Below are 19,109 nucleotides of genomic sequence, written 5' to 3'. Positions count from 1 at the left end.
ACGAAAAACCCGGGCCGAGGGCCGCTGGCTCTTTTGAAGGGCCCAACTGCCGATCGATGTAGCAATACGGTGGTGTGAGTGCCGGGCCCGCGCTGGCAACGACCAATTCGCGATCATGCTGTAGCGGCAAGCATGTCAACTTCCGCCCGCAAGAACCTTCCCGTGTACCTCACTTGTCATCTTTTCGATGCGCTCGCTGAGATCACGCGTAAGCTCTGTCAGTTCGGTATTTTGTTTCATCAACTCGACAAGCTGAGCCGTCTGCTGTGCGGCAATGGTCTGGCGTTGCTCCGAGGCCGCGGCCAGGGCCTCGCGATGCTGGGCATCGGCTGCGGCGTCCAGCTTGTCGCGATCCGCCTGTCGCGTCTGGGCAAGAAGGATCAGCGGCGCAGCATATGCCGCCTGAAGGCTGAACATGAGGTTCAGAAGAATGAAGGGATAAGGATCGAAGCTGGTCCACCCGCCAACGTTGATCAGGATCCATGCGCCCACGATCATGGTTTGCGCGATGAGGAAGACGGGCGTTCCGAAAAACCGGGCAAAGGTTTCCGCACGTTTGCCGAACCAGTCATCGCCGAAGACTGACGTGGCGTGGTGTGTCGGCCAGTGGAAATGCCGTCCTGGTCTCGCAGGATAGGGCTGCCGCGCCTCGGTGTCATCGCTCATGCATGGCTCCTTCGCCAACTGCCGGCCGGAGCTGCCGAGGTGCGGAGCCGATGATCCCGGCATCCGCTTCTCCATTCGGCACCCGGCGGTGTACGTGATGGCTCCGATCTCTGGAGGAACACCCCATCACAGTCCAGCGCCGGGACGATCAGTCCGCGGTTTCGGCGCCGCCCGGATCCTTCTCGACCGCGCCCTGCACCGCGGCGAAGCCGTCGGCCTGGACAGACACCGTGACATGCTTGCCGGCGAGGCTGGTCAGGTAGATCGAGTTGGGGTTGGCCCGCAGATGGCCAGGCGCCGTGCCTTCGTCCGCATGGATTCGGGCCTCTCCCCCCGCAGGCACGGTAACCTCGGGATGGTAGATATAGCTTTCCATCGCACCGCTATCGGCGTCCGTGATCGTATAGTAGACCGTGAGCGCCGTCAGATCGGCGGCGCCGTCGTTGAAGACCTGGATTTCCAGGTGATCGGGGGCGTCGGAACGTGTCGCAGGATCGTAGTTGTTCTCTACCAGCAACTCGCCGATCCGATAGGTCGCGGGCGCGCCGCCCTCCATGATCGGGCTCTGCGCATTCACCGGATCGGCATCGGCAAGGTCGGTCACGCCGTCCCCGTCGGTATCCGGGTTCATCGGATCGGTGTGCAGCAGCGGCTCGGAGATGTCCGGCACGCCGTCGCCGTCGGTATCCGTGGACGCCGCCTGGGCATGCGCAAGGCTGGTGCCCAGAAGAAGGGCGGCGAGGGTCGTCAAGGTGATCGTCTTCATGTCAGTTTTCCTTTGTCAGACGGTCTGGGTTGATGGGCCGGAGCAGCACGAGGCCGCCAAGCCCGAGGGAGAAGAAAAAGAGGAACAGAAGGTCGCCGCGCTTGTCGGCCATCACGTCGGCGATGGGCGTGCCGGTATAGGTGTCCTTGATGCCGAGGATCGCGAAGGTGAAGCGTTCAAAGTGCTTGGTGACGGAAGCGACCTCGATCCCGTTGCGAAAGCTCTCGTATCCGGCGAACCCGGCCTTGATCCGGTCCTGCTCGGCGCGCGGAACCGACAGCTGCGCGAAGACGCCGCCCGCGACCTGGTTGTCGGGGTCCATGGTGTCGCCGATCTGCGGGGCGACGAGGACTACGAGGATCCAGAGCGCGAAGGCGTAGATGAGGCCGCTGGCGGGGCTTTTCGCCCAGAGGCTGAGACCGAAACCGAGCGTGAAGAGCGCGGACAGATACAGGACGCCCGCACCCCAGGCGAGCGCGAGGCGAAGCAGATCGCCCCCCGTCAGCGCGACCCCGGAGATCAGAGGCAGGAGGGCCGCCATCGCGGCGAAGGCGATGCCAAGCGAGGCTGCCGCAAGGCTCAGCCCCCCGATCAGCTTGGCCAGCTTGTAGGTCCAGTGCGGCATGGGCCGGGTCAGGATCAGCGCAAGCGTCTGTCGTCCCCGCTCGGCCGCGGCGGCCCGGTAGCCTGCAATCAAGGCGATGACGGCGCCCATGATCTCGATCTGCTCGATCGTGCCGCGCAAGAGCTTGAGCGGATAGAATTCCGGCGGCGCGATCGAGGACGCGTCCCGGCCAAGCGCCAGCAGTTGGTCGCGGGCCATTGCGTAGGTTGCCGCATCACCATGAAGGGCGATCGCGCCGGTCACGGCGGAAACGATCGCGGCGACCACGAGCGAAAGCACTGCCCAGAGGAGAAACCGGTCGCGCAGCTGTTCGCGGGCATCGCGCAAGGCAATGGTCGTGACGCTGCTGGAAAGGCTGGGAAGGAGTTCAGGCATCGGGGCCCCCGGCATTGAGATCGAGTTTCGCGGCAGAGCGCGCGGCGAAGAGCCCGGCGAGGATCAGAGCCACCGAAAGCGTCACCGCCGGCGGGATCGGACCCCGGGGCGCGAGACCATCGGGCAGGAAACTCAGGAGATCGCCCGACAGCCAGGCAAAGCCCTCGGCCAGCGACAGCGGCCCCAGGACCCGCGACATCACATGGAAGAAACCCAAGTCAGGTGTGTTCGCCAGCGTCGAGACCGGGTTGATCGCGGCGGTCGGATGCACGTTCGCGGTCAGTTCGGGCAGGACGAAGGTGACGACCAGCCAGACGACGGTTGCCGCGATCAGGCCGCTCGCGGTGGCGGGCATCCGGGCGGCGGCACCAAGCGCCAGGAACCCGAAGATGGTGATGTAGGCCCATCCGGCAACCAGGAACAGCGCGAGGCGTAGAAGGTCCCCCGGTCCGACGACCAGGGACGGGATGGTGACAAGCGTGGCGACCGAGATGATCCCGGCGACCGCCATCATCGCCCCGGTTGCCGTCACCAGCGCCCGCATCTTGCCAAGGGCAAGGTCGCGGCGCTCGAACGGGCGGGCGCCGATCAGCGGCAAGGTTCCGGCTCGCCGGTCGGTCTCGATCAGAAGCTGACCGATCACGATGGATCCGAAGGCGCCGATCAGGCTGATGTAGACGCCGAGGTTACGCAGCACTGCCAGCGAAGCGGTCTGACTGACCGGGTTTGGCGGCACAGGCTGGCCCGAGGCGGACAGGTACGTGGCGGCGTCGGCATAGATGGCGTTGACGGTGTTCGTTGCAGACCAGCCGAGCCAGGCCGTGACCAGAACCATTGCCGCGAAAAAGGCGATAAGGATCAGGACGCTCCTGTCCCGCGTGAGCCCGGCCAGGGACTGCCTCGCGATGAACCGCGCCGGGGTCATGCCGCCACCTCCGGCGTGCGCGCGGCCACGCCGACATAGAGGTCTTCGAGGCTGCGCTCGTCGTATTTGTCCGCGACCGCCTGCATGCTGTCATGGAAGACCAGCTTGCCATGGGCCAGCACCCCGATCGACGTGCAGCTCCGCGCGACTTCGGAAAGAAGATGTGTGTTCATGAAGATCGTCATGCCGCGCGCGTGCAGCTTCTCGATGATCTCGCGAAGCTGGCGCACCCCCATCGGATCGAGGCCCGAGGTCGGCTCGTCCAGGAACAGCACTTGCGGCGCGTGCAGGATGGCCTGCGCAAGGCCGACGCGCTGCCGCATGCCCTTGGAAAAAGTGCCGACTCGGCGGTCGGCCAGTGGTGCGATATCGAGGAAGTCGAGCGTTTCCCTTACGGCGTCCACCGGGTTCGCGACGCCCGACAGGCGGGCGAAGAAGGTCAGGTTCTCGCGCGTCGTGAACCGGTCGTAGAGACGCACGTTTTCCGGCAGATACCCGATCGCGGCTCGGACCTTGAGCGGATCGGATACGACGTCATGACCGGCGACACGCGTGGTTCCCGAGCTGGGCGCGAGTAGTGTGGTCAGCAGGCGGATCGTCGTGGTCTTTCCGGCCCCGTTGTGGCCGAGAAAGCCGAAGACTTCCCCCTTGGGCACGTCGAGCGTCAGGGGATGCAGTACAACTGTGTCGCCGTAGGATTTGCTGAGGCCGGTGGTCGAGACGGCGGGAATGATGTTGGTCATGGCCGAGGTCCTTTCGGGGAAGGCGCGGCTCCGGCGTCGGCCGGAACCGCAGGTGTTTCGGGGGTGGCAGGTCACTCCGCGAGGTCGGGCGCGGCCCTGCTGGTCATCAGCATGACGGTCCCGGCGATCACGGCGAGGAACGCAAGGCTGGTGACGATGGTGCCAAGCCCGAGGCCGCCGAACTCGGCCGGTTGGGCCAGGAAGTCGCCGAAGGAAGCGCCCAGCGGGCGGGTGAAGATGTAGCACAGCCAGAAGGCCCACATGCCCCCGAGGCCAAGCGCGAAGTAGCCGAGAGCGAGCGACGCGATGATCAGCCCGAACAGGACGCCTGTCCCCGCGAAGCCGACGCCGAAGGCCTCGGAAACCAGGTCGCCCACGGCCGTTCCTAGGGCAAAAGTGAACAGGATCGCCAGCCAGTAGAAGGCCTCGCGCCGGAAGGTGAAGACCTCGTGGATCGACAGCGTCCGCTCGACCGCGAACCAGACCGCGAAGGTGGCGGCGAGCGCGAGCGTGAAGCCGATGGTCGAGGTGATGAGCGGGATGCCGAGCGCGTCGGTCATGTTATCGGTGATCAGCGTGCCGACGACCGAGATGAGGATCACCGCGATCCAGTAGACGGCCGGCACATAGGCCTTCTGGCGGAACTGCCAGAGCATGGCAGCGACAAGAACGGCGGTCATCAGGACCGTCGTCGCGCCAAGGCCAAGACCGAGGTTCACGGCGAGGAAGTCGGCGGCGGTTTCGCCCATGGTCACGGCCATGAGCTTGATCAGCCAGAAGCCGGGTGTGACTTCGGGCACCCGGTTCACGCCCGCGGGCTGCGGTACGGGGCGGTCGAAATCGGCGAAAGTTGCGTCGGTCATGATGAAATCATCCGTTCAGAAGGGCCAGCGCCTGCGCCGAGAAGGCATCGGCATGGGCGTCATCATCGGCATTGCAGCGCTCGAGCGCCTTGGCTTGCAGATCGGCGACCGCGGCGACAGGTGTGGTGCTGCCGATCGCGGTGCGAAGTTGCCCGATGAGGTCCTCGCAGGGGATTGCGCGGCCGCTCTCGTCGGTCACGGCGATGCCCGAGACGTATTGAACGGGCCCGGTGGCCGCGGCTGGCACGGGGGCATCGAGCGCGGTGGACAGGGCCGAAAGCGCGGCATCGACCGTCGCCTGGTCGGGTAGGCCCGCGCGCAAGGCCGAGAACGTCTCGTCGGCTGCCGCATCGACTGTATTCCAGGCGGCACGGTCGACCTGCCGCAGGGCCGAGGCGTTCTGGTCCCACAGGGTTTCAAGGTCGGTGATGCGGTGTTCGGCGGCAGCGAAATCGCCGGTGGCGGCGATGGTCTGGGTGTCGTTCACGATGCTCGTGTAGGCCGAGAGATCACCCAGACCGGGCGACCGGGCTGCGGCTGTCCCGTGGACGGCTGGCGAGATCATCATCTCGGCCAGCGCGAACCCTGCGGCCGGGACGGCGATCAGCGTCGCCGACAAGGCAAGGTTTCTAAGGGTAGAATTCATGGGAGACATCCTGTCTGAATGCACGACGGGCCTCCAATCGAGGTCCGTGAGTGCTTGGATGACAGGGACTTTCCCGAAGCGTCTGGCGTGCTTCTTACACTTTGGTAAGAAGCCGATTTTCCTCAGGGCAGGACGAGGGACACGACGTTGTCCGATGTGTGCGACGCGGCGAGGACGGTCGCGCCACGTGCCACAAGGCCCTGAACAAGCGTATCTCGGAGCATCGGGCTGGCCCCAATGGTCTGCATCGTTTCCGTCTCCCCCGCCTCGTCGACACCCAGGGTTCCGACGAAGGCGCGCAACCCATCGGCGGTGACGAATTCGGTGCGCCAGAAGCGGAGTCTCGGATCGGCCAGCGAAGGCGTCGCCCCGGGCGCGCGCTGCACGAAGGCGAGATCGTTGGGCTGCCCGCGCCAGAAATGCGAGACGGTCTCGACCGTTGGATCTTCGCTGCCGCCGACCGCCGCGAAAATTGCGTCGAAGACAAGGCCAGGGGTCGGCAGCTGCGCCGCTGTCCAGTCCGATGCGAGGACAGCAGCGGCAAGAGCAATCTCGTCTCGGGCGAAAACGACGAGCGAGACCGGATGCACCGGCGAGCCCATCAGCGACTCGGTTTGCGCAGGGAGGCCCATTTGCGCCAGAGCAGCAGCATCTGACAGAACCTGATCCGCGACCTGGACAGGCGCATTGCGGGGATGGTCATAGCGCCAGACGTTTGACGCGGCCAGGACGGCCAGTCCTGCGGCCAGCGCGAGTGCTGCGAGCCTTGCCCTGCGGGCCATCGGCGCCGTCTCGACGGATGTCCACGACAAACGCCATTCCGAAATCGCGATGCCGACAGTGACCCAAAGCGCACCGACCAGCCAGCCGTTCAGGACATCGCTGAGGTAGTGCTCGATCAGGTAGATGCGGCTGACGCCGATGGCGAAGGCCATCAGGCCGGCCAGCAGAAGCGCCGTCTCGGCACGGAGCCTCCCCGCCCGCCAGACGACATACATCAGCATTCCATAAGCTGCGACCGAAGCCGCAGCATGTCCGGAGGGGAAGCTGCCAGAGGTCTCGGCGAAGACACCGAGGGGCGAACGCGGACGCCCGAAGGCAAGTTTGAGCACCGCGACGGTGACGGTGTTTCCGGCCACCGAAACCGCCAGTCCAACCGCGAGCGCGCGCCGCCCTTCCGTCATCAGCCAGATCAGCGCTGCCACCATGACCGGCAGAACGACCTGCCAGCCGCCAACTGCGGTGATGAACGACGCCACCCGGATCGGACCCGGTGACTGGAAATGGTGGATCAGTTCGGACAGACGTGTGTCGAGCCCAAGCAATGGATCGCCGACGAGAAACTCGAAGACGGAATCGATCCAGATGGCACCGATGTAGATAAAGACCACCGTCAGAAGGCTGAGCGTCAGCCCCGAAAACGCATTTCGGTCGAGTCGCGCCTCGACCCAGCGTGCCGTCTCGGGGTGGTCAGCGATCCGGCGCCGCACCGCAGGCAGGTCCGCGAGATTGCGCAGCGCGGCAGACATGACCGCCCATGCGAGCGGCAGGAGTCTCAGCGCCGAATAGAGCGTGGTCCAGAGGATGAGCAGCGCCAGAAGAACGATACCGGTCAGTACAGCGACCCGGGTCAGCGATCCGCCGATCCGGCCCATGACATCGCCCAGGAAAAAGCCGATGGCGACATGGGCAAGCGCATAGGGAATGCTGCCCAAGATGTTCCAGATCAGGAACTTGCGGCGGTCCATGTCCGCCATGCCCGCGACGAGCGGCACGAGCCCCGCCACCGGCCCGAGGAACCGGCCGATCACCAGCGCCATTCCGCCCCGCCTCTCGAAAAGTCCTTTGGCGCGGGCAAAAGCGGTGGACTGCCCGATGCGTCGGCGGCCCGGAAGGCGGTTCATGGCCAGCTTGCCGGTCCAGTAACTCAGTTCCGATCCGAGGACCGACCCCAGCGCGACGAACCAGGCGAGATCGAAGAAGTCGAGCAACCCGCGCTGGACGAGGATGCCGCCGGCATCCACGATCAGTGTTCCGGGAACGACGACGCCGGTGACGAAGAACGCTTCGAGCATCGAACCCAGGCCGATGAGCCAGTAACTGAGAACGCCAAGCGCCTGGAGTGAAGGGAGGATCTGGTCGAGAGACAAGGTCATGAAGTCACTTCCCGATCAGGCCGCGCGCGGAGCCCGCGATCAGGAGGGCCACGTCACCCATTACGCGCATCGGCGAGACGTTGGGCGGCAGCGCCAGATAGCGCGGGCGCCAGTCCGGCTGAAACTTCTGCTTGAAGGTCCTGAGCCCCTCGAAGTTGTAGAATGCGCCGCCGTGACGATAGATCAGCCGCCCGAAACGGTTCCACGATCGCGCGACCGAGCGATCGGACAGCCCCGAGAGCGGTGCGGTGCCGAGGCTGAATTCCAGCGCTCCTTTCGCCTTGTAGTGTTCGATCAGGCTGAGGAACATGTATTCCATGAGGCCCGAGGCCTCTTCGGGCAGATAGCGCATCAGATCGACGGCCAAGTGTGCGCCGCTCTTTGAGGCCAGAATATTGGCGAAGGCGACGATGCGACCGTCCTTTCGCACAACCGAGATGTCGAACAGCGCCAGGTAGTCCGGATCGAAGCGCCCGACAGAAAAACCCTTCTCGCGTCCAGTCTTGCCGCCGAGCCACGCATCCGAGATTGCACGAAGTTCTGCAGTGAGTTCGGGGGTATGGGGCGATGTCAACATGGTGAACTCGTACCCGTCCCGCTGGCGCTTGTTCATCGCAGCGCGCATGGTCTTGAACCGACCGCCCGCCAGGCTGAACTCGGGAAGCCGGACGACCGCTTCCTCTCCGACCTTGTGCAACGTCAGGCCGAGTTCGACCCAGAGCCCAAGGTTGCGCGCGCTGACCTCGTAGAAGACGGGGCGCGCGTTGGACCGGACGGCCTGGTCGGCGAAGGACCAGACAAGGGCCTCGAACTCAGCCCGATCGCCAACCGGATCGCCGAGCGCAATCCACGATCCGCCCCGGACGGCATACATGATGAAAGCATGACCCGTTTCGGAAAACAGGAACCGCTTGTCGCCGGTCTGGCTCAGCCAGGCCTGCGGATCTTCGGACATGTCGCACAGGACGGCGGCCAGGGACATCACTTCTGGCCGCGCCTCCTCGGGCGGTTTCCGCCGGATCGGACGCGTCAGGAGGTAGATCCCGAAAAAGAACATGAGCGCGGTCGCCGCGAGCCCCGCCCTCAGCGCGCGGGGTGTGTTCGAGTCGTGCGAGAACTCCGACCACAGGTCATTCGAATACGGGACGGCCTTGTGCACGAAAAAGAAGAACGCGGCGGCTGCGACCCCTACGCCGATGACCGTAGCGAACCAACGGGCATCGAAGACGCCGGCCGTCAGGCGGCCGGGTCGGTCGAAGGCTTTCCTGAACGGCAGGAGCAGAAGCGCACCGGCCATTAGGAAAGCCGCGTTCTCGAACCCGAAATCGTTCAGCAGCGACGCGACAGCCCCGGCCAACAGCGCACCGATGGCGAACCACCAGGCCGAGGAAACCCGGCGCGCGAGGCCATGCGACACGATGATCAGCGCGACGCCTGCGATCGCCGACGCGAGGGTTCCGCCTTCGAGCAGAAGCACACCGACGAGGTCGCCTTCCGCCATCGCTTCCGCGCGCATAGAAGGCAACATCGTGATCAGCAGGAGCCATGCTCCGAACCCGAAGGCTACGGTCGCAACGAGGCCCGGCGAGAACCCGTGCAGCGTGGCAAAGGCCGGTTGCAGGGCCGGCGCCCGGGCAAGAAGGCGGCTGCCGAACCCACTCGCCAGCCGGATCTCGTTCAGGGCGACCAGCAGGAACGCCAGTGCGAATGGTACCAGATAGTAAACCAACCGGAAGAGGAGCAGCGCTGCGGCCGCATCCCCGACCGGCACCGAGGCCGGCAGCGTGCCGATGACCACCGTCTCGAAGACACCGATGCCGCCGGGCACGTGGCTGAGCACACCGATCATCGTCGCAGCGGCATAGACGGCGACGAAGGTCGCGTAGTCGGGCTTTCCCGCGGGCAAAAGAACCCACAAGGCGAACGAGGCAGCGGCGATGTCGATCAGGGTGACGACAAGTTGTCCGGCAAGGTCGGCAGGCGGCGGCAGGTGCAGTTCATGACCGCGAATGCTCAGCGAACGCTGCGAGACGGACATCCAGGCGATGAGGGCAACCGAAACCGCGGTAATCCCGGCGGCAACGATCTGGATAGTCGATGGGGCATATGGGAGCCAGGCACCGACTGCGCCGGGATGGACGGCAAGGGCCGAGATGCCAACGAGGGTCAATCCGGTGCCGAGGGCGGCGGCGATGTAACCCGAAACGGCAGCCACCTCGAACACGTTCAGGCCGACGGCAGAATAGATCCGGTATCGCACCGCGCCGCCGGAGATGACGCTGACGCCAATCGTGTTGCCGAAGGCATAGCCGAGGAAGCCGCCCAGCGCCACGATGCCCCGGTCGAGCGTTTTCCCGATGAACCGTAGGCCGAACCAGTCATAGAAGATGAGCGCGACGTACCCGATGGCGGTGGCCCCGAGCGCTGCGGCAAGCGCACCCATTGGAGTCGCCCTGATCTGCGCTGCGACGTCAGCCGGGTTGACGGGCTTCAGGAGGTGATAGAGTGCATAGAGCCCCAAGGCGAAGAGACCGGCGCCCAGAATGATGGGCGCGGCGCTTCGCAGGAATTGCAAGTTCAGTCGGGGCATCCCCACTCCGGTCCGCTCGGCGTTTCGGTGATCGGGATGTGAGTACCCTCGGGAAACCCTATCTGAAAACCGCAAATCTCCCAAATGCCTTGTTCTTACGAAGTTGTAAAAAGCCGGAAAAGCGATCCATGGAACCGGTTCTCAATTGTAGAATGCAGGCGACGAGACCTGTGCTCTACAAGGAACCTATCCCATGCTTCGCAAGACCATGATCCTCCTGCCCGCCGCGCTCCTTGGGGCCCTGCCGTTCGCGGCATCGGCCGAAACCATGGACCAGAGCGAGCTCGACATGTTCCGCTCCGCATCGCTCACGATCCAGCAGGCAAGCGATGCCGCACTTCAGGCACATGCCGGCACGCTGGCGGCCGTCGCCTTTGGCGACGAGAACGGGCGCGCGGCCTACGAGGCGGTGGTGATCGGCGGCGACGGACAGCCCTGGACCGTTCTGATCGACGCCAACACCGGCAACGTCTTCGCCTCGGCACTGTCTTCGTCTATGGATGATCACGACGATGAGGGCGACGGCCCGGATGACGAAGATCAGGACGGCGAAACAAACGACGGCTGATCCAACGTCCCCTCGAAAATTCAGACCATTGCCCGGCCGCGTCTGGCGGCCGGGACTCGTTATTGGAAAGACGGCACCGCATGAAGATCCTTTTGGCGGAAGATGATCGCGAAACAGCCGCCTACGTGGTGAAGGGTCTCTCCGGGGAAGGCCATGTCGTCGACCATCTGACCGATGGGAAGGACGCGCTTTCGCAGGCGATGTCGGGCGACTACGAGCTCTTGATCCTCGACCGGATGATGCCGGGGCTCGACGGTCTTTCCGTGCTGAAGTCGCTGCGCGCGGCCAAGATCGACACACCCACGATCCTGCTGACGCGATGGGCGCGGTCGATGACCGGGTCGCCGGGTTGCGGGGTGGTGCCGACGATTACATCGTGAAACCTTTCGCTTTCGTCGAACTGCTTGCACGGATTGACACGATTTGCCGCCGACCGGCGACACGCGACGAGGTGCTTGAACTGGTGATCGGCGACCTGCGGCTCGATCTGCTGAAACGCGAAGTGACGCGAGATGGCGAGAAGATCGACCTTCAGCCCCGTGAATTCCTCCTCCTGAAGCACTTCATGGAGCGGCCCGGCCGCGTTCAGACCCGCACCGTGCTGCTTGAGTCGGTCTGGGGGTTGCACTTCGATCCCAAGACAAGCGTCGTCGAAACCCATATCAGCCGGCTGCGCAACAAGATCGACAAGCCCTTCGACAAGCACTACCTCGTCACGCTGCACGGGGTCGGCTACGTGCTTCAGCCATGAGGCGGCCTCTGTCATGGTCGATGCGCTTCGCGCTGGCGCTGTCGGCGGTGTTCGCCATCGGCACGCTGTCCGCGGGAGGGCTCTCCTATCTGTTCCTGTCGCGGGAGATGACCGCGCGCCTATCGGCCGATGTGCGGTCCAGCGCGGAAAGCCTTGCCCAAATCGCGGCGACAGGGGACAGGACTGACCTGCGGGAACAAATCCTCGCTCAAGTGCGATCCAGTCGCGACGGTGCAAGCCTCTATGCATTCGTCGATGTTGGATCGGGTCAGGTGCTCGGATCACTGCATGTTACCGATCCGTTCGAAGGCGCGCGACGGCTGTTGGTCGGTCAGGACATTCCAGAAAGCGACGTGACCGGCACAGAGAGTGCCGAGGCCTATCTTGCCTACGGCATCCGGACCGAACTCGGTTGGGTCATTGCGGCACGGGACGAAGCCTGGGTGGCTGAAAGCGGCGAAATCCTGATCCAGACTACCGCCTCGTCGCTGGTGCTTGCCGCGCTTCTGTCCATGGGCCTGGCGGTCATCATAGCCCGCAAGAACGAAAGGCGGATCGACAGGATGGATCAGGTTCTGGACGAGGTCGGCGAAGGCAGAATCGACCGCCGTATAGCGGACAGCGGCAACGATGATCTGGCTGCGCTCGCGGCCCGAGTGGACCGGATGCTGGAACGTCTAGAAGCAGGCGTTGCGTCGATCCGGCAGGTCTCCACCGATGTCGCGCACGACCTGCGTGCACCACTCGCACGGCTCCGGATGCGGCTTGAGCCTCAGGCCCTGTCCTCCGACGTGCCGACTGAGACCCGGCATGAAATCGGCTCGGCCCTCATGGACATCGACGCAATCTCGGCGACATTCGATGCGATCCTCCGTCTTGCCCGCCTGCAATCCGGCACGGTAGAGCGGCACAACGATTCCATCGACCTTTCGGTACTGGCCAGCTCGGTTCACGAAATCCTGCAGGCCTCGGCCGAGGAAAAGGGTCATACCCTTTATCTCGACTTGCCCACGATACTCATCGAGGTGCAGGGAGACGAGGACATGCTCTCGCAGGCCCTGACGAACCTAGTTGCCAACGCCATCGAGCATTGCCCGCCCCCGGCACAAGTCCGGATCAGGGCTGGCCTGCGCGATGCGCGGCCTTTCCTTGAGGTTTCGGACAATGGGCCGGGCATTCCCGAAGCCGACCGCGCCCGGGTGCTGGAGCGGTTCGTCCGGCTCGATGCGAGTCGGTCGGTTCCGGGAACCGGGCTGGGACTCAGCCTTGTCGCAGCCATTGCCGCTCTGCATCGGGCCGAGCTGGTTCTAGAGGACAACGCGCCAGGGCTGCGGGTTTCGATGGTTTTCCAGCCGCTCGCGCCGGAGGCAACGGTTCTTACGAAAGCGTAAGGTGGCGGCAAGGCAATCCGGGACGGCGGCTGCCATATGAGGGGAAGAACCCGCCAGCAAGGCATCTCTCCAATGTCCCTCGCATTCGAAACTCCCGATCCGGATCAACACGCACATGCCACTCGGCTGGTTCATGCTGGGCTCGCCCTGTCCATCTCCACCCAACTTGCCACAAGCCTCATCATGCAGGGCCCGACCGACACCGCGGCAGGCGACGCGATCTTCCAGCTTCACCGCTATTCCGGTTTCGCGGCGCTGGCCTTTGCCTTCCTGTTCTGGATGACCCTAGTGTTCCGGCGTCGGGGGACGGCTCCCTCGGCACTTTTCCCATGGTTCTCAGGCGAGCGTCGCCGCGCCTTCGCGGCCGACTTGGGCAACCACTTGCGTACCGGTGTCCAGGGAAGCCTACCTGCCTGCGAGGAAACCGGCCCCCTCGCATCGGCCGTCCACGGCTTCGGTCTACTCTTGATGACGACAATGGCCGTCAGCGGCGGTGTCTACGCAGCGCAGGTCTGGGCGGGCCTTCAATCGCTCGAGCCCGATGGTTCGCTGGCCATGACCGTTCACTTCGCACTCGCCAACCTCGTCTGGGTCTATCTGATCGCCCATGCCGGCATGGCGACAATTCATCACTTTGCAAGGTCGGCTCCTCTGGGCAAGATGTGGAGGTTCAAACGCTGAGGACGCACGAACGTTCATGGCGGCGGCAAGAACGAATCGAGCCCACAAAAAAATTAACGTAGGCCTGCAACTTACGGTGTCCCAAACGAACGCGCGTTCAACAGGCTTTGAGAATAACTCGTCAGTCTCCCGCGATTCTCGGCGCGAACAGGATGATCGCGGCGCCGATCAGGCAAACAGCCCCGCCTGCAATATCCCAGACATCCGGACGGCGGCCCTCGGCCGACCAAAGCCATGCGAGAGAAGCAAGTATGTAGACCCCGCCATAGGCTGCATAGGCGCGTCCCGCGAATTCGGCGGGTGCCAGCGTCAGGAGCCAGGCGAATACGGCAAGGCTGAGCAGTCCGGGAAGCAGCCAAATAGCACCCGCGCCCTTTCGCATCCAGGACCAGAACGCAAAGCAACCGGCGATTTCCGCCAGAGCAGCCCCGGCGTAGATTGCGAGTGTCGCCGGAATGTTCATGACGTGACCTCGGTTTCGGGATGCCGATGGTCCGTGGCGCAGAGCGAATGGTCCCCCAACACCTCGATGACCCGGCAGTCGGCGATCCGCCCGCCTGCGCATTGCACGACCATGCGTTCAAGCTCGATCTTCAGAGCCGTCAGCCGCGCGAGGCGGGTTTCAACTTCGAGAAGCTGCGCCCTCGCAATGGTATCTGCGGCCGCGCAAGATTGATCGGGGTTGTCCGAGAGGCTGAGAAGGTCGCGGATCGCCTCGAGCGTAAACCCCAGGTCGCGCGCGTGCCGGATGCTCTCACGGATATCGCGCCTGAAGTCTCGGGAGGTCATTCGCCGAGCTCTCTCGTCGTGATGCGCGGGTCGAGTGCGTGGCCGCTGGCCGGTCCTTGCAGCGGCTGGACCAGCATCCGGTCGAGCCAGAGATCGCGGCGCGTGCGGAATTGCTCGATGCCGATGTCCATCCTCTCATGTCCCTTGGCGGGCTGGGCGACATAGGTGCCGAGCAGCCGGTCCCACCACGGCAGGTTGAAGCCGTAATTCGAGTTGGTCTCCCGCGGATCGACGGAATGGTGGACCCGGTGCATGTCGGGCGTCACGACCAACCAGCGCAGAACGCGATCCACAGGCCGCGGTAGGTCGATGTTGGCGTGGTTGAAAAGCGCGGTGACGTTCAGGACGACCTCGAACAGTAGGACCGCGACCGCCGGTGGACCGAGCGCGGTCACCACTGCGAGCTTGATGCCCATGGAGATCAGTATCTCGACGGGATGGAACCGTAACCCTGTCGTTGCGTCGAAGTCGAGATCGGCATGGTGCATCCGGTGCAGCCGCCATAGCCCCGGCACCGCGTGGAACAGGACGTGCTGGAGGTAGATCGCAAGATCGAGCAGCAGCATCGAGACGATAACGGCAACCCAGGCCGGGGCGCCGATGTTGTTGAACAGACCCCAGCCGCGATCTTCGGCCATCACCGCGAGCCCGACCGCGAGGATCGGGAAACTGAGCCTCAGGATCACCGTATCGATCACGACGAGTGCGATATTGTTCGTCCAGCGGATCACCCGAGGAATATCCCGGCGTCGACGCGGTGCCGCCACCTCCCACAGTGCCATGGCCAAAAGGACGCCCAGAAAGGCGGCAAGGCGGATTGTCGGCTCGGCAGCGAGGATCGTCTCGGACATAGGCTCGTATCGCAGGCCTTGTGATGGGCGATGGAATCGCTATTATTCAATCTATCACTTGATTGATATATCGTCCGGAGCATGCCCGTGTCAATCAGCCCGAAACTCGCCCTGCTGGAGGAATACGCGCTTGTCGCGCGCGCACTTTCCGCACCGGCACGTTTGTCGATCCTGGAGCAACTCGCACAGGGGGAACGCGGCGTGGAAACGCTTGCGGAGAAGACCGGCCTGACGTTTGCCAACTGCTCGCAACATCTTCAGCAGCTGCGCCGGTCAGGGCTCGTCACCAGCCGGCGCGACGGCAAAGCGGTGATCTATCGGCTATCGGACGCGAAGACCCTGGCGTTGATGGACCTTCTACGCATCGTCGCCGAACGGAATCTGGCGTAAGTCGAGCGCATCCTGCGCGGTCTCTCTGGTGGCGACGACGCGCCCGAGCCGATGAGCCGCACCGAACTGGCAGAACGGCTCGCCGAGGACTCTGTCACGGTGATCGACGTGAGACCGGCTGACGAATACGCCACGGGGCATATCCCAAGCGCGCGCAACGTGAATGTGGCGGACTTGGAGCGAATCCTGTCCGGGCTCGCTCCCGAGGCCAAGATCGTCGCCTATTGCCGTGGCCCATACTGCGTGTACGCCCACCAGGCCGTTGCCGCCCTGCGACGGAAGGGACTCAACGCCCGCCGGCTCGACGGTGGCCTGCCCGAATGGCGCGAGGAGGGAAGGCCGGTTCACCTAGGTGCAAACTGAAGAGACCGATTCCGGCCGGTTTCAAAACGCTGCCAAGGTCATTTACACCTTCGAGCCTCGCGCAGGACCGCTTCGCCGAGCACCAGCACGCACCCGGCAGCGAGCGCCAGACCTCCGCCAATGGGTCCGAGTCCCCCCCTGTCCATGAGGATGGCCACCAGGACTACGCCGCCGAGGACCGCCAGCGTGAGCCGCAGGTCGGCCACGAACATCTTGAGAAGTTCCTTGAATACGTCGCCGAGGATGGTCATGCGAGGCTCCTTTCTGAAGTGGTGCGCGCAAGACGCGTAAGGCCGATGCCAGACAGCAGGAACAGCGCCGCCAGAGGCAGGAGCGCAAGATCGGCCCCGGGCCATTCCGCGCCCAGCCCTTCGCCGATCCAGAAGACACCGAAGGCGGACAGCATGACGCCCACACTGAACTTCAGCGTGTTCTCGGGCACCTGCGACAATGGCTTGTGCACGGCCGCGCCCACGATCAGGACGAGAGCGCAGGCTGCCAGGGCACCGAGCGAAGCCTCCCACAAGAGACCCTTTCCGGCGCCGACGGCGACGACGATGAAGGCGACCTCAAGCCCTTCCAGCAGCACCGCCTTGAAGGCGGCGATCCCGGCGATCCACTGCAATGTCTGCGGCGACCCCGTCTGCGCGCAAAGCTCTGCTGTTTCCTCGTCAAAGGCCAGGGTCTCGTCATGCAAGGCGATGACACCGGCCGAGCGAAGCACGGCTTTCCTGAGCCAGCCCATGCCGAACAGGAGCAGCAGGATGCCGACGACCAGTTGCAGGGCCTGAATCGGAATAAAGCGCAGCGCCGGCCCGAGGATCAGGACGACGAGGCCAAGGACCGCGAGCGCTGCGGCGGTCCCGACGATGGCCGGTCGCCATCCCCGCGTGGTGCCGACGGCCAGCACGATGGTGAACGCTTCCACCACCTCGACGATCGAGGCGAGGAAGGCCGCCGTGACGGCGGGAAACAGGACAGTCCAGAAATCCGGCGGCATGGGATCCTCCCCATCTTGCGCTTGGTTGCGATCCGGTTGCGACTCGCTTGTCGTAATTACTACATCTTGCTTGTAGTGTTTGCAACATGTATGTCGTGAACATGAGCAAGGCCACATTCTCCGACCGAATCTCCACCCTCGACGCGGCGGTTTCGCCCGCCGAGTCGCGCCTCATCGACTGGTTCGCCCGCAATCGTGAGACCGCCCTGCATGCCTCGGCCGCGGAGATCGCCGCGGCCGCGGGGACCAGCGACGCCACCGTGATCCGAACCGCGCGCAAGCTCGGCTATGCCGGGCTGGCCGATCTGCGCCATGCCCTGGCCGAGGATCTGCGCCGCGACCTGACGCTGGCGGACCGCATGGCGAGCGAACTTGCCCTGCCTGGCACTGTCCCGGGCCTGCAGACATCGGCACAGGCCTTGCGCGCATCGCTGGACGCCATCGAGGCGCTGGAGGACGCGGTGGTTTCGGACATCGTCAGCTCAATTGCTAACGCGCGCCGGATCCACGTCTTCGGAATCGGGCCGTCAGGTTTCATCGCCGGGTATTTCGCGGCGCAGCTGGGGCGACTCGGCTTCGACGCGCGAGCCCTGTCGCGCACCGGCCTTCAGTTTGCCGACGATCTCGTGGGGATTGGCGCCGGCGACGCAGTCGTGGCCCTGGCCTATGATCGCCCCTATCCCGAGGTTCGGGCTCTGTTCGACCGGGCCTCGCGCCTAAACCTTCGCTCCCTCCTGATCACCTCGAACGGGCCGCGCCTTCCCGACCCGCGCGCCAGCATCCTCGTGCGCGTGCCCCGCGGCCGCACAGGCGGTTTCGGCCTGCACGCGGGAACGCTCGCCTTGCTCGAGGGTCTCCTCCTCGCGATTTCGGCGGCCGAACCCGACAGGACGAAGGCGGCGCTCGAGGATCTGAACGCCGCCCGCGAAGCACTTTCGGGGTCCGGCATGGGGTTATAACCGGACAAGGGCCCTGGGCTCCCAAAGCATCAGTTCCACCCATTTCTCGCGGACAGTCGGTTTCGGTCGCTCTTCAAGTTTGGCGCTAACAACACACTCGTGCCGACTGGAGCTCAGACGCTGGCAACAGAAATTTCTCCGAAGGACTGACCAAGGAACCATTCCGGAACACGACCAATTCCATACCGCAGGTTTCGGCGCTTCCTGCGTCGTGGGCCACTTGTCCGCATGGGAATTCGTGAACGCCTTGGCTCCAGCCTGGCAATCCAAGAAAAAATGCGACCCAGCACGGATTGCGCGATCGAAACATGAGCATGCATCGCACACAGCATCGCCCAAATAATTGAAATCTTGCCCAAATCGCCACCATCCATCACCAGACCGATGGTCAAGCCATCCGGTTGTGTCGACTCGGAGTTTATGGGAACCGGAGTCATGGATCATGGTTCTTGCTTCGCCATCTCACGTTTCGGGAGCGATCGACGCGCCTTGGCGAAGCCACGATCCGTCGCGATGAATCGTTCCAGCATGGGAACAATCAGCTTCTTCGGTTCGATCGGCCCCTGTCCGGCCTCCCGGCCGAGGATTGCACCATAGGCGATCAGGTCGCGATGCAACTCTGCGGGCACTTCCACGTTCAGCTTCACAGGCTTGTTATCTGGGATCGGACCGAGTTTCAGCTTGGTCATGTCAGCCTCCGGGTGGCGCGAAGACGAGATCGCGCGTGACGATCACACGGACGGGGAAGCCTGGGCGGATTGTGAGGGTCGGCGGGACCTCGAGTTGGCGTTGGACGATGCGTTGTCCGGACTCGTTGATCGTGTCGAGGGCTCCGTCGCGGAGGGCACGGGCGAGACGGTCTTCCTCGTCGAGGGAGAGCTCCGCGCCGACCGCCAGCAAGGTCGAAAGCCCGGCGGCGCGCAGGATACTGGCCTGGAATAGCCCCCTGAAAGTGGTCCACCAACTGGGATAGATTTGTCCCGCAATTGGAGGATCAGCGATGGCTGGGAA

23 protein-coding genes and 1 pseudogene are annotated in these 19,109 nt (G+C 64.2%); 7 read left to right on the top strand and 17 right to left on the bottom strand.

The features are described from left to right. Positions 1–135: 135 nt before the first annotated feature. The 9 genes from VK792_RS12420 to mprF form a co-directional block, all read right to left on the bottom strand. Positions 136–666 (bottom strand): DUF1003 domain-containing protein, encoded by a 531-nt coding sequence (locus VK792_RS12420; RefSeq protein ID WP_326297827.1) that lies wholly within the window; start codon positions 664–666, stop codon positions 136–138. Positions 667–814: 148 nt separating this feature from the next. Continuing rightward, positions 815–1,432: a hypothetical protein gene (locus tag VK792_RS12415; RefSeq protein ID WP_326297826.1), complete on the bottom strand. Its 618-nt coding sequence runs from the start codon at positions 1,430–1,432 to the stop codon at positions 815–817. A 1-nt stretch (position 1,433) separates the two neighbouring features. Then, positions 1,434–2,432, bottom strand: a complete 999-nt coding sequence (locus VK792_RS12410; protein ID WP_326297825.1) for an ABC transporter permease subunit — start codon at positions 2,430–2,432, stop codon at positions 1,434–1,436. Further along, positions 2,425–3,357: an ABC transporter permease gene (locus VK792_RS12405; protein ID WP_326297824.1), complete on the bottom strand. Its 933-nt coding sequence runs from the start codon at positions 3,355–3,357 to the stop codon at positions 2,425–2,427. Before VK792_RS12405 ends, VK792_RS12410 begins: the two co-directional genes overlap by 8 nt. Beyond that, positions 3,354–4,100 carry an ABC transporter ATP-binding protein gene (locus VK792_RS12400; RefSeq protein ID WP_326297823.1) on the bottom strand — a complete coding sequence of 249 codons (747 nt, stop codon included), beginning with the start codon at positions 4,098–4,100 and terminating at the stop codon, positions 3,354–3,356. The genes VK792_RS12405 and VK792_RS12400 overlap by 4 nt, the downstream gene beginning before the upstream one ends. A gap of 71 nt (positions 4,101–4,171) precedes the next feature. After that, on the bottom strand, positions 4,172–4,963 hold the full coding sequence (locus tag VK792_RS12395; RefSeq protein WP_326297822.1) for a COG4705 family protein: 792 nt from the start codon (positions 4,961–4,963) through the stop codon (positions 4,172–4,174). Between the two features lie 7 nt (positions 4,964–4,970). Continuing rightward, positions 4,971–5,609, bottom strand: coding sequence for a hypothetical protein (locus VK792_RS12390; RefSeq protein ID WP_326297821.1), 639 nt, complete (start codon positions 5,607–5,609; stop codon positions 4,971–4,973). 122 nt (positions 5,610–5,731) lie between these two features. Then, on the bottom strand, positions 5,732–7,765 hold the full coding sequence (locus VK792_RS12385; protein ID WP_326297820.1) for a bifunctional DedA family/phosphatase PAP2 family protein: 2,034 nt from the start codon (positions 7,763–7,765) through the stop codon (positions 5,732–5,734). Positions 7,766–7,769: 4 nt separating this feature from the next. Further along, complete coding sequence (gene mprF / locus VK792_RS12380) at positions 7,770–10,355, bottom strand: bifunctional lysylphosphatidylglycerol flippase/synthetase MprF (RefSeq protein WP_326297819.1); 2,586 nt, start codon at positions 10,353–10,355, stop codon at positions 7,770–7,772. A 193-nt stretch (positions 10,356–10,548) separates the two neighbouring features. Here mprF and VK792_RS12375 point away from each other — a divergent pair, with 193 nt between their 5' ends. The 4 genes and pseudogenes from VK792_RS12375 to VK792_RS12360 all read left to right on the top strand — a co-directional run bounded on the left by VK792_RS12375 (position 10,549) and on the right by VK792_RS12360 (position 13,746). Continuing rightward, entirely contained in the window at positions 10,549–10,923 is a 375-nt protein-coding gene (locus tag VK792_RS12375) for a PepSY domain-containing protein (protein ID WP_326297818.1), read from the top strand. Between the two features lie 80 nt (positions 10,924–11,003). Then, a pseudogene (locus VK792_RS12370) lies at positions 11,004–11,674 on the top strand (winged helix-turn-helix domain-containing protein). 20 nt (positions 11,675–11,694) lie between these two features. Continuing rightward, positions 11,695–13,065: a sensor histidine kinase gene (locus VK792_RS12365; protein WP_326297817.1), complete on the top strand. Its 1,371-nt coding sequence runs from the start codon at positions 11,695–11,697 to the stop codon at positions 13,063–13,065. A 72-nt stretch (positions 13,066–13,137) separates the two neighbouring features. Next, positions 13,138–13,746 carry a cytochrome b/b6 domain-containing protein gene (locus VK792_RS12360; RefSeq protein WP_326297816.1) on the top strand — a complete coding sequence of 203 codons (609 nt, stop codon included), beginning with the start codon at positions 13,138–13,140 and terminating at the stop codon, positions 13,744–13,746. A 121-nt stretch (positions 13,747–13,867) separates the two neighbouring features. On the opposite strand, the gene VK792_RS12355 is transcribed toward VK792_RS12360, so the two are convergent. From VK792_RS12355 to VK792_RS12345, 3 genes are read right to left on the bottom strand one after another with little or no spacing between them, the layout of a single operon-like run. Then, entirely contained in the window at positions 13,868–14,209 is a 342-nt protein-coding gene (locus tag VK792_RS12355) for a YnfA family protein (protein ID WP_435404852.1), read from the bottom strand. Beyond that, positions 14,206–14,625: a MerR family DNA-binding protein gene (locus VK792_RS12350; RefSeq protein ID WP_435404853.1), complete on the bottom strand. Its 420-nt coding sequence runs from the start codon at positions 14,623–14,625 to the stop codon at positions 14,206–14,208. The genes VK792_RS12355 and VK792_RS12350 overlap by 4 nt, the downstream gene beginning before the upstream one ends. Further along, positions 14,532–15,386: a sterol desaturase family protein gene (locus tag VK792_RS12345; protein ID WP_326297815.1), complete on the bottom strand. Its 855-nt coding sequence runs from the start codon at positions 15,384–15,386 to the stop codon at positions 14,532–14,534. Before VK792_RS12345 ends, VK792_RS12350 begins: the two co-directional genes overlap by 94 nt. An 81-nt stretch (positions 15,387–15,467) precedes the next feature. Here VK792_RS12345 and VK792_RS12340 point away from each other — a divergent pair, with 81 nt between their 5' ends. Both VK792_RS12340 and VK792_RS12335 read left to right on the top strand, forming a co-directional pair. After that, positions 15,468–15,776, top strand: coding sequence for an ArsR/SmtB family transcription factor (locus VK792_RS12340; protein ID WP_326297814.1), 309 nt, complete (start codon positions 15,468–15,470; stop codon positions 15,774–15,776). Positions 15,777–15,827: 51 nt separating this feature from the next. Continuing rightward, a complete protein-coding gene (locus VK792_RS12335; RefSeq protein WP_326297813.1) occupies positions 15,828–16,139 on the top strand; it encodes a rhodanese-like domain-containing protein in 312 nt (103 codons plus the stop codon). Positions 16,140–16,177: 38 nt separating this feature from the next. Here the strand turns inward: VK792_RS12335 and VK792_RS12330 are convergent, their stop codons facing one another. Then, on the bottom strand, positions 16,178–16,390 hold the full coding sequence (locus tag VK792_RS12330; protein ID WP_326297812.1) for a hypothetical protein: 213 nt from the start codon (positions 16,388–16,390) through the stop codon (positions 16,178–16,180). Next, entirely contained in the window at positions 16,387–17,139 is a 753-nt protein-coding gene (locus VK792_RS12325) for a COG4280 domain-containing protein (protein ID WP_326297811.1), read from the bottom strand. Before VK792_RS12325 ends, VK792_RS12330 begins: the two co-directional genes overlap by 4 nt. Before the next feature lie 86 nt (positions 17,140–17,225). On the opposite strand from VK792_RS12325, the gene VK792_RS12320 reads away from it, so the two are divergent. After that, positions 17,226–18,098, top strand: coding sequence for a MurR/RpiR family transcriptional regulator (locus VK792_RS12320; RefSeq protein WP_326297810.1), 873 nt, complete (start codon positions 17,226–17,228; stop codon positions 18,096–18,098). Positions 18,099–18,211: 113 nt separating this feature from the next. Here VK792_RS12320 and VK792_RS12315 read toward each other — a convergent pair whose 3' ends face one another. From VK792_RS12315 to VK792_RS12305, 3 genes are all read right to left on the bottom strand, one after another. Then, on the bottom strand, positions 18,212–18,490 hold the full coding sequence (locus VK792_RS12315) for a hypothetical protein (RefSeq protein ID WP_326297809.1): 279 nt from the start codon (positions 18,488–18,490) through the stop codon (positions 18,212–18,214). 48 nt (positions 18,491–18,538) lie between these two features. Then, positions 18,539–18,787: a DUF2274 domain-containing protein gene (locus VK792_RS12310; RefSeq protein ID WP_326297808.1), complete on the bottom strand. Its 249-nt coding sequence runs from the start codon at positions 18,785–18,787 to the stop codon at positions 18,539–18,541. Position 18,788: 1 nt separating this feature from the next. Then, positions 18,789–19,109, bottom strand: a 321-nt coding sequence (locus VK792_RS12305; RefSeq protein ID WP_326297807.1) for a TrbI/VirB10 family protein, incomplete at its 5' end; no start/stop codon positions are given.

This window comes from Mesobacterium hydrothermale, from assembly GCF_035818635.1.
Taxonomy (GTDB): Bacteria; Pseudomonadota; Alphaproteobacteria; order Rhodobacterales; family Rhodobacteraceae; genus Mesobacterium_A; species Mesobacterium_A hydrothermale.
This window is presented reverse-complemented; position numbering and strand designations above follow the sequence as displayed.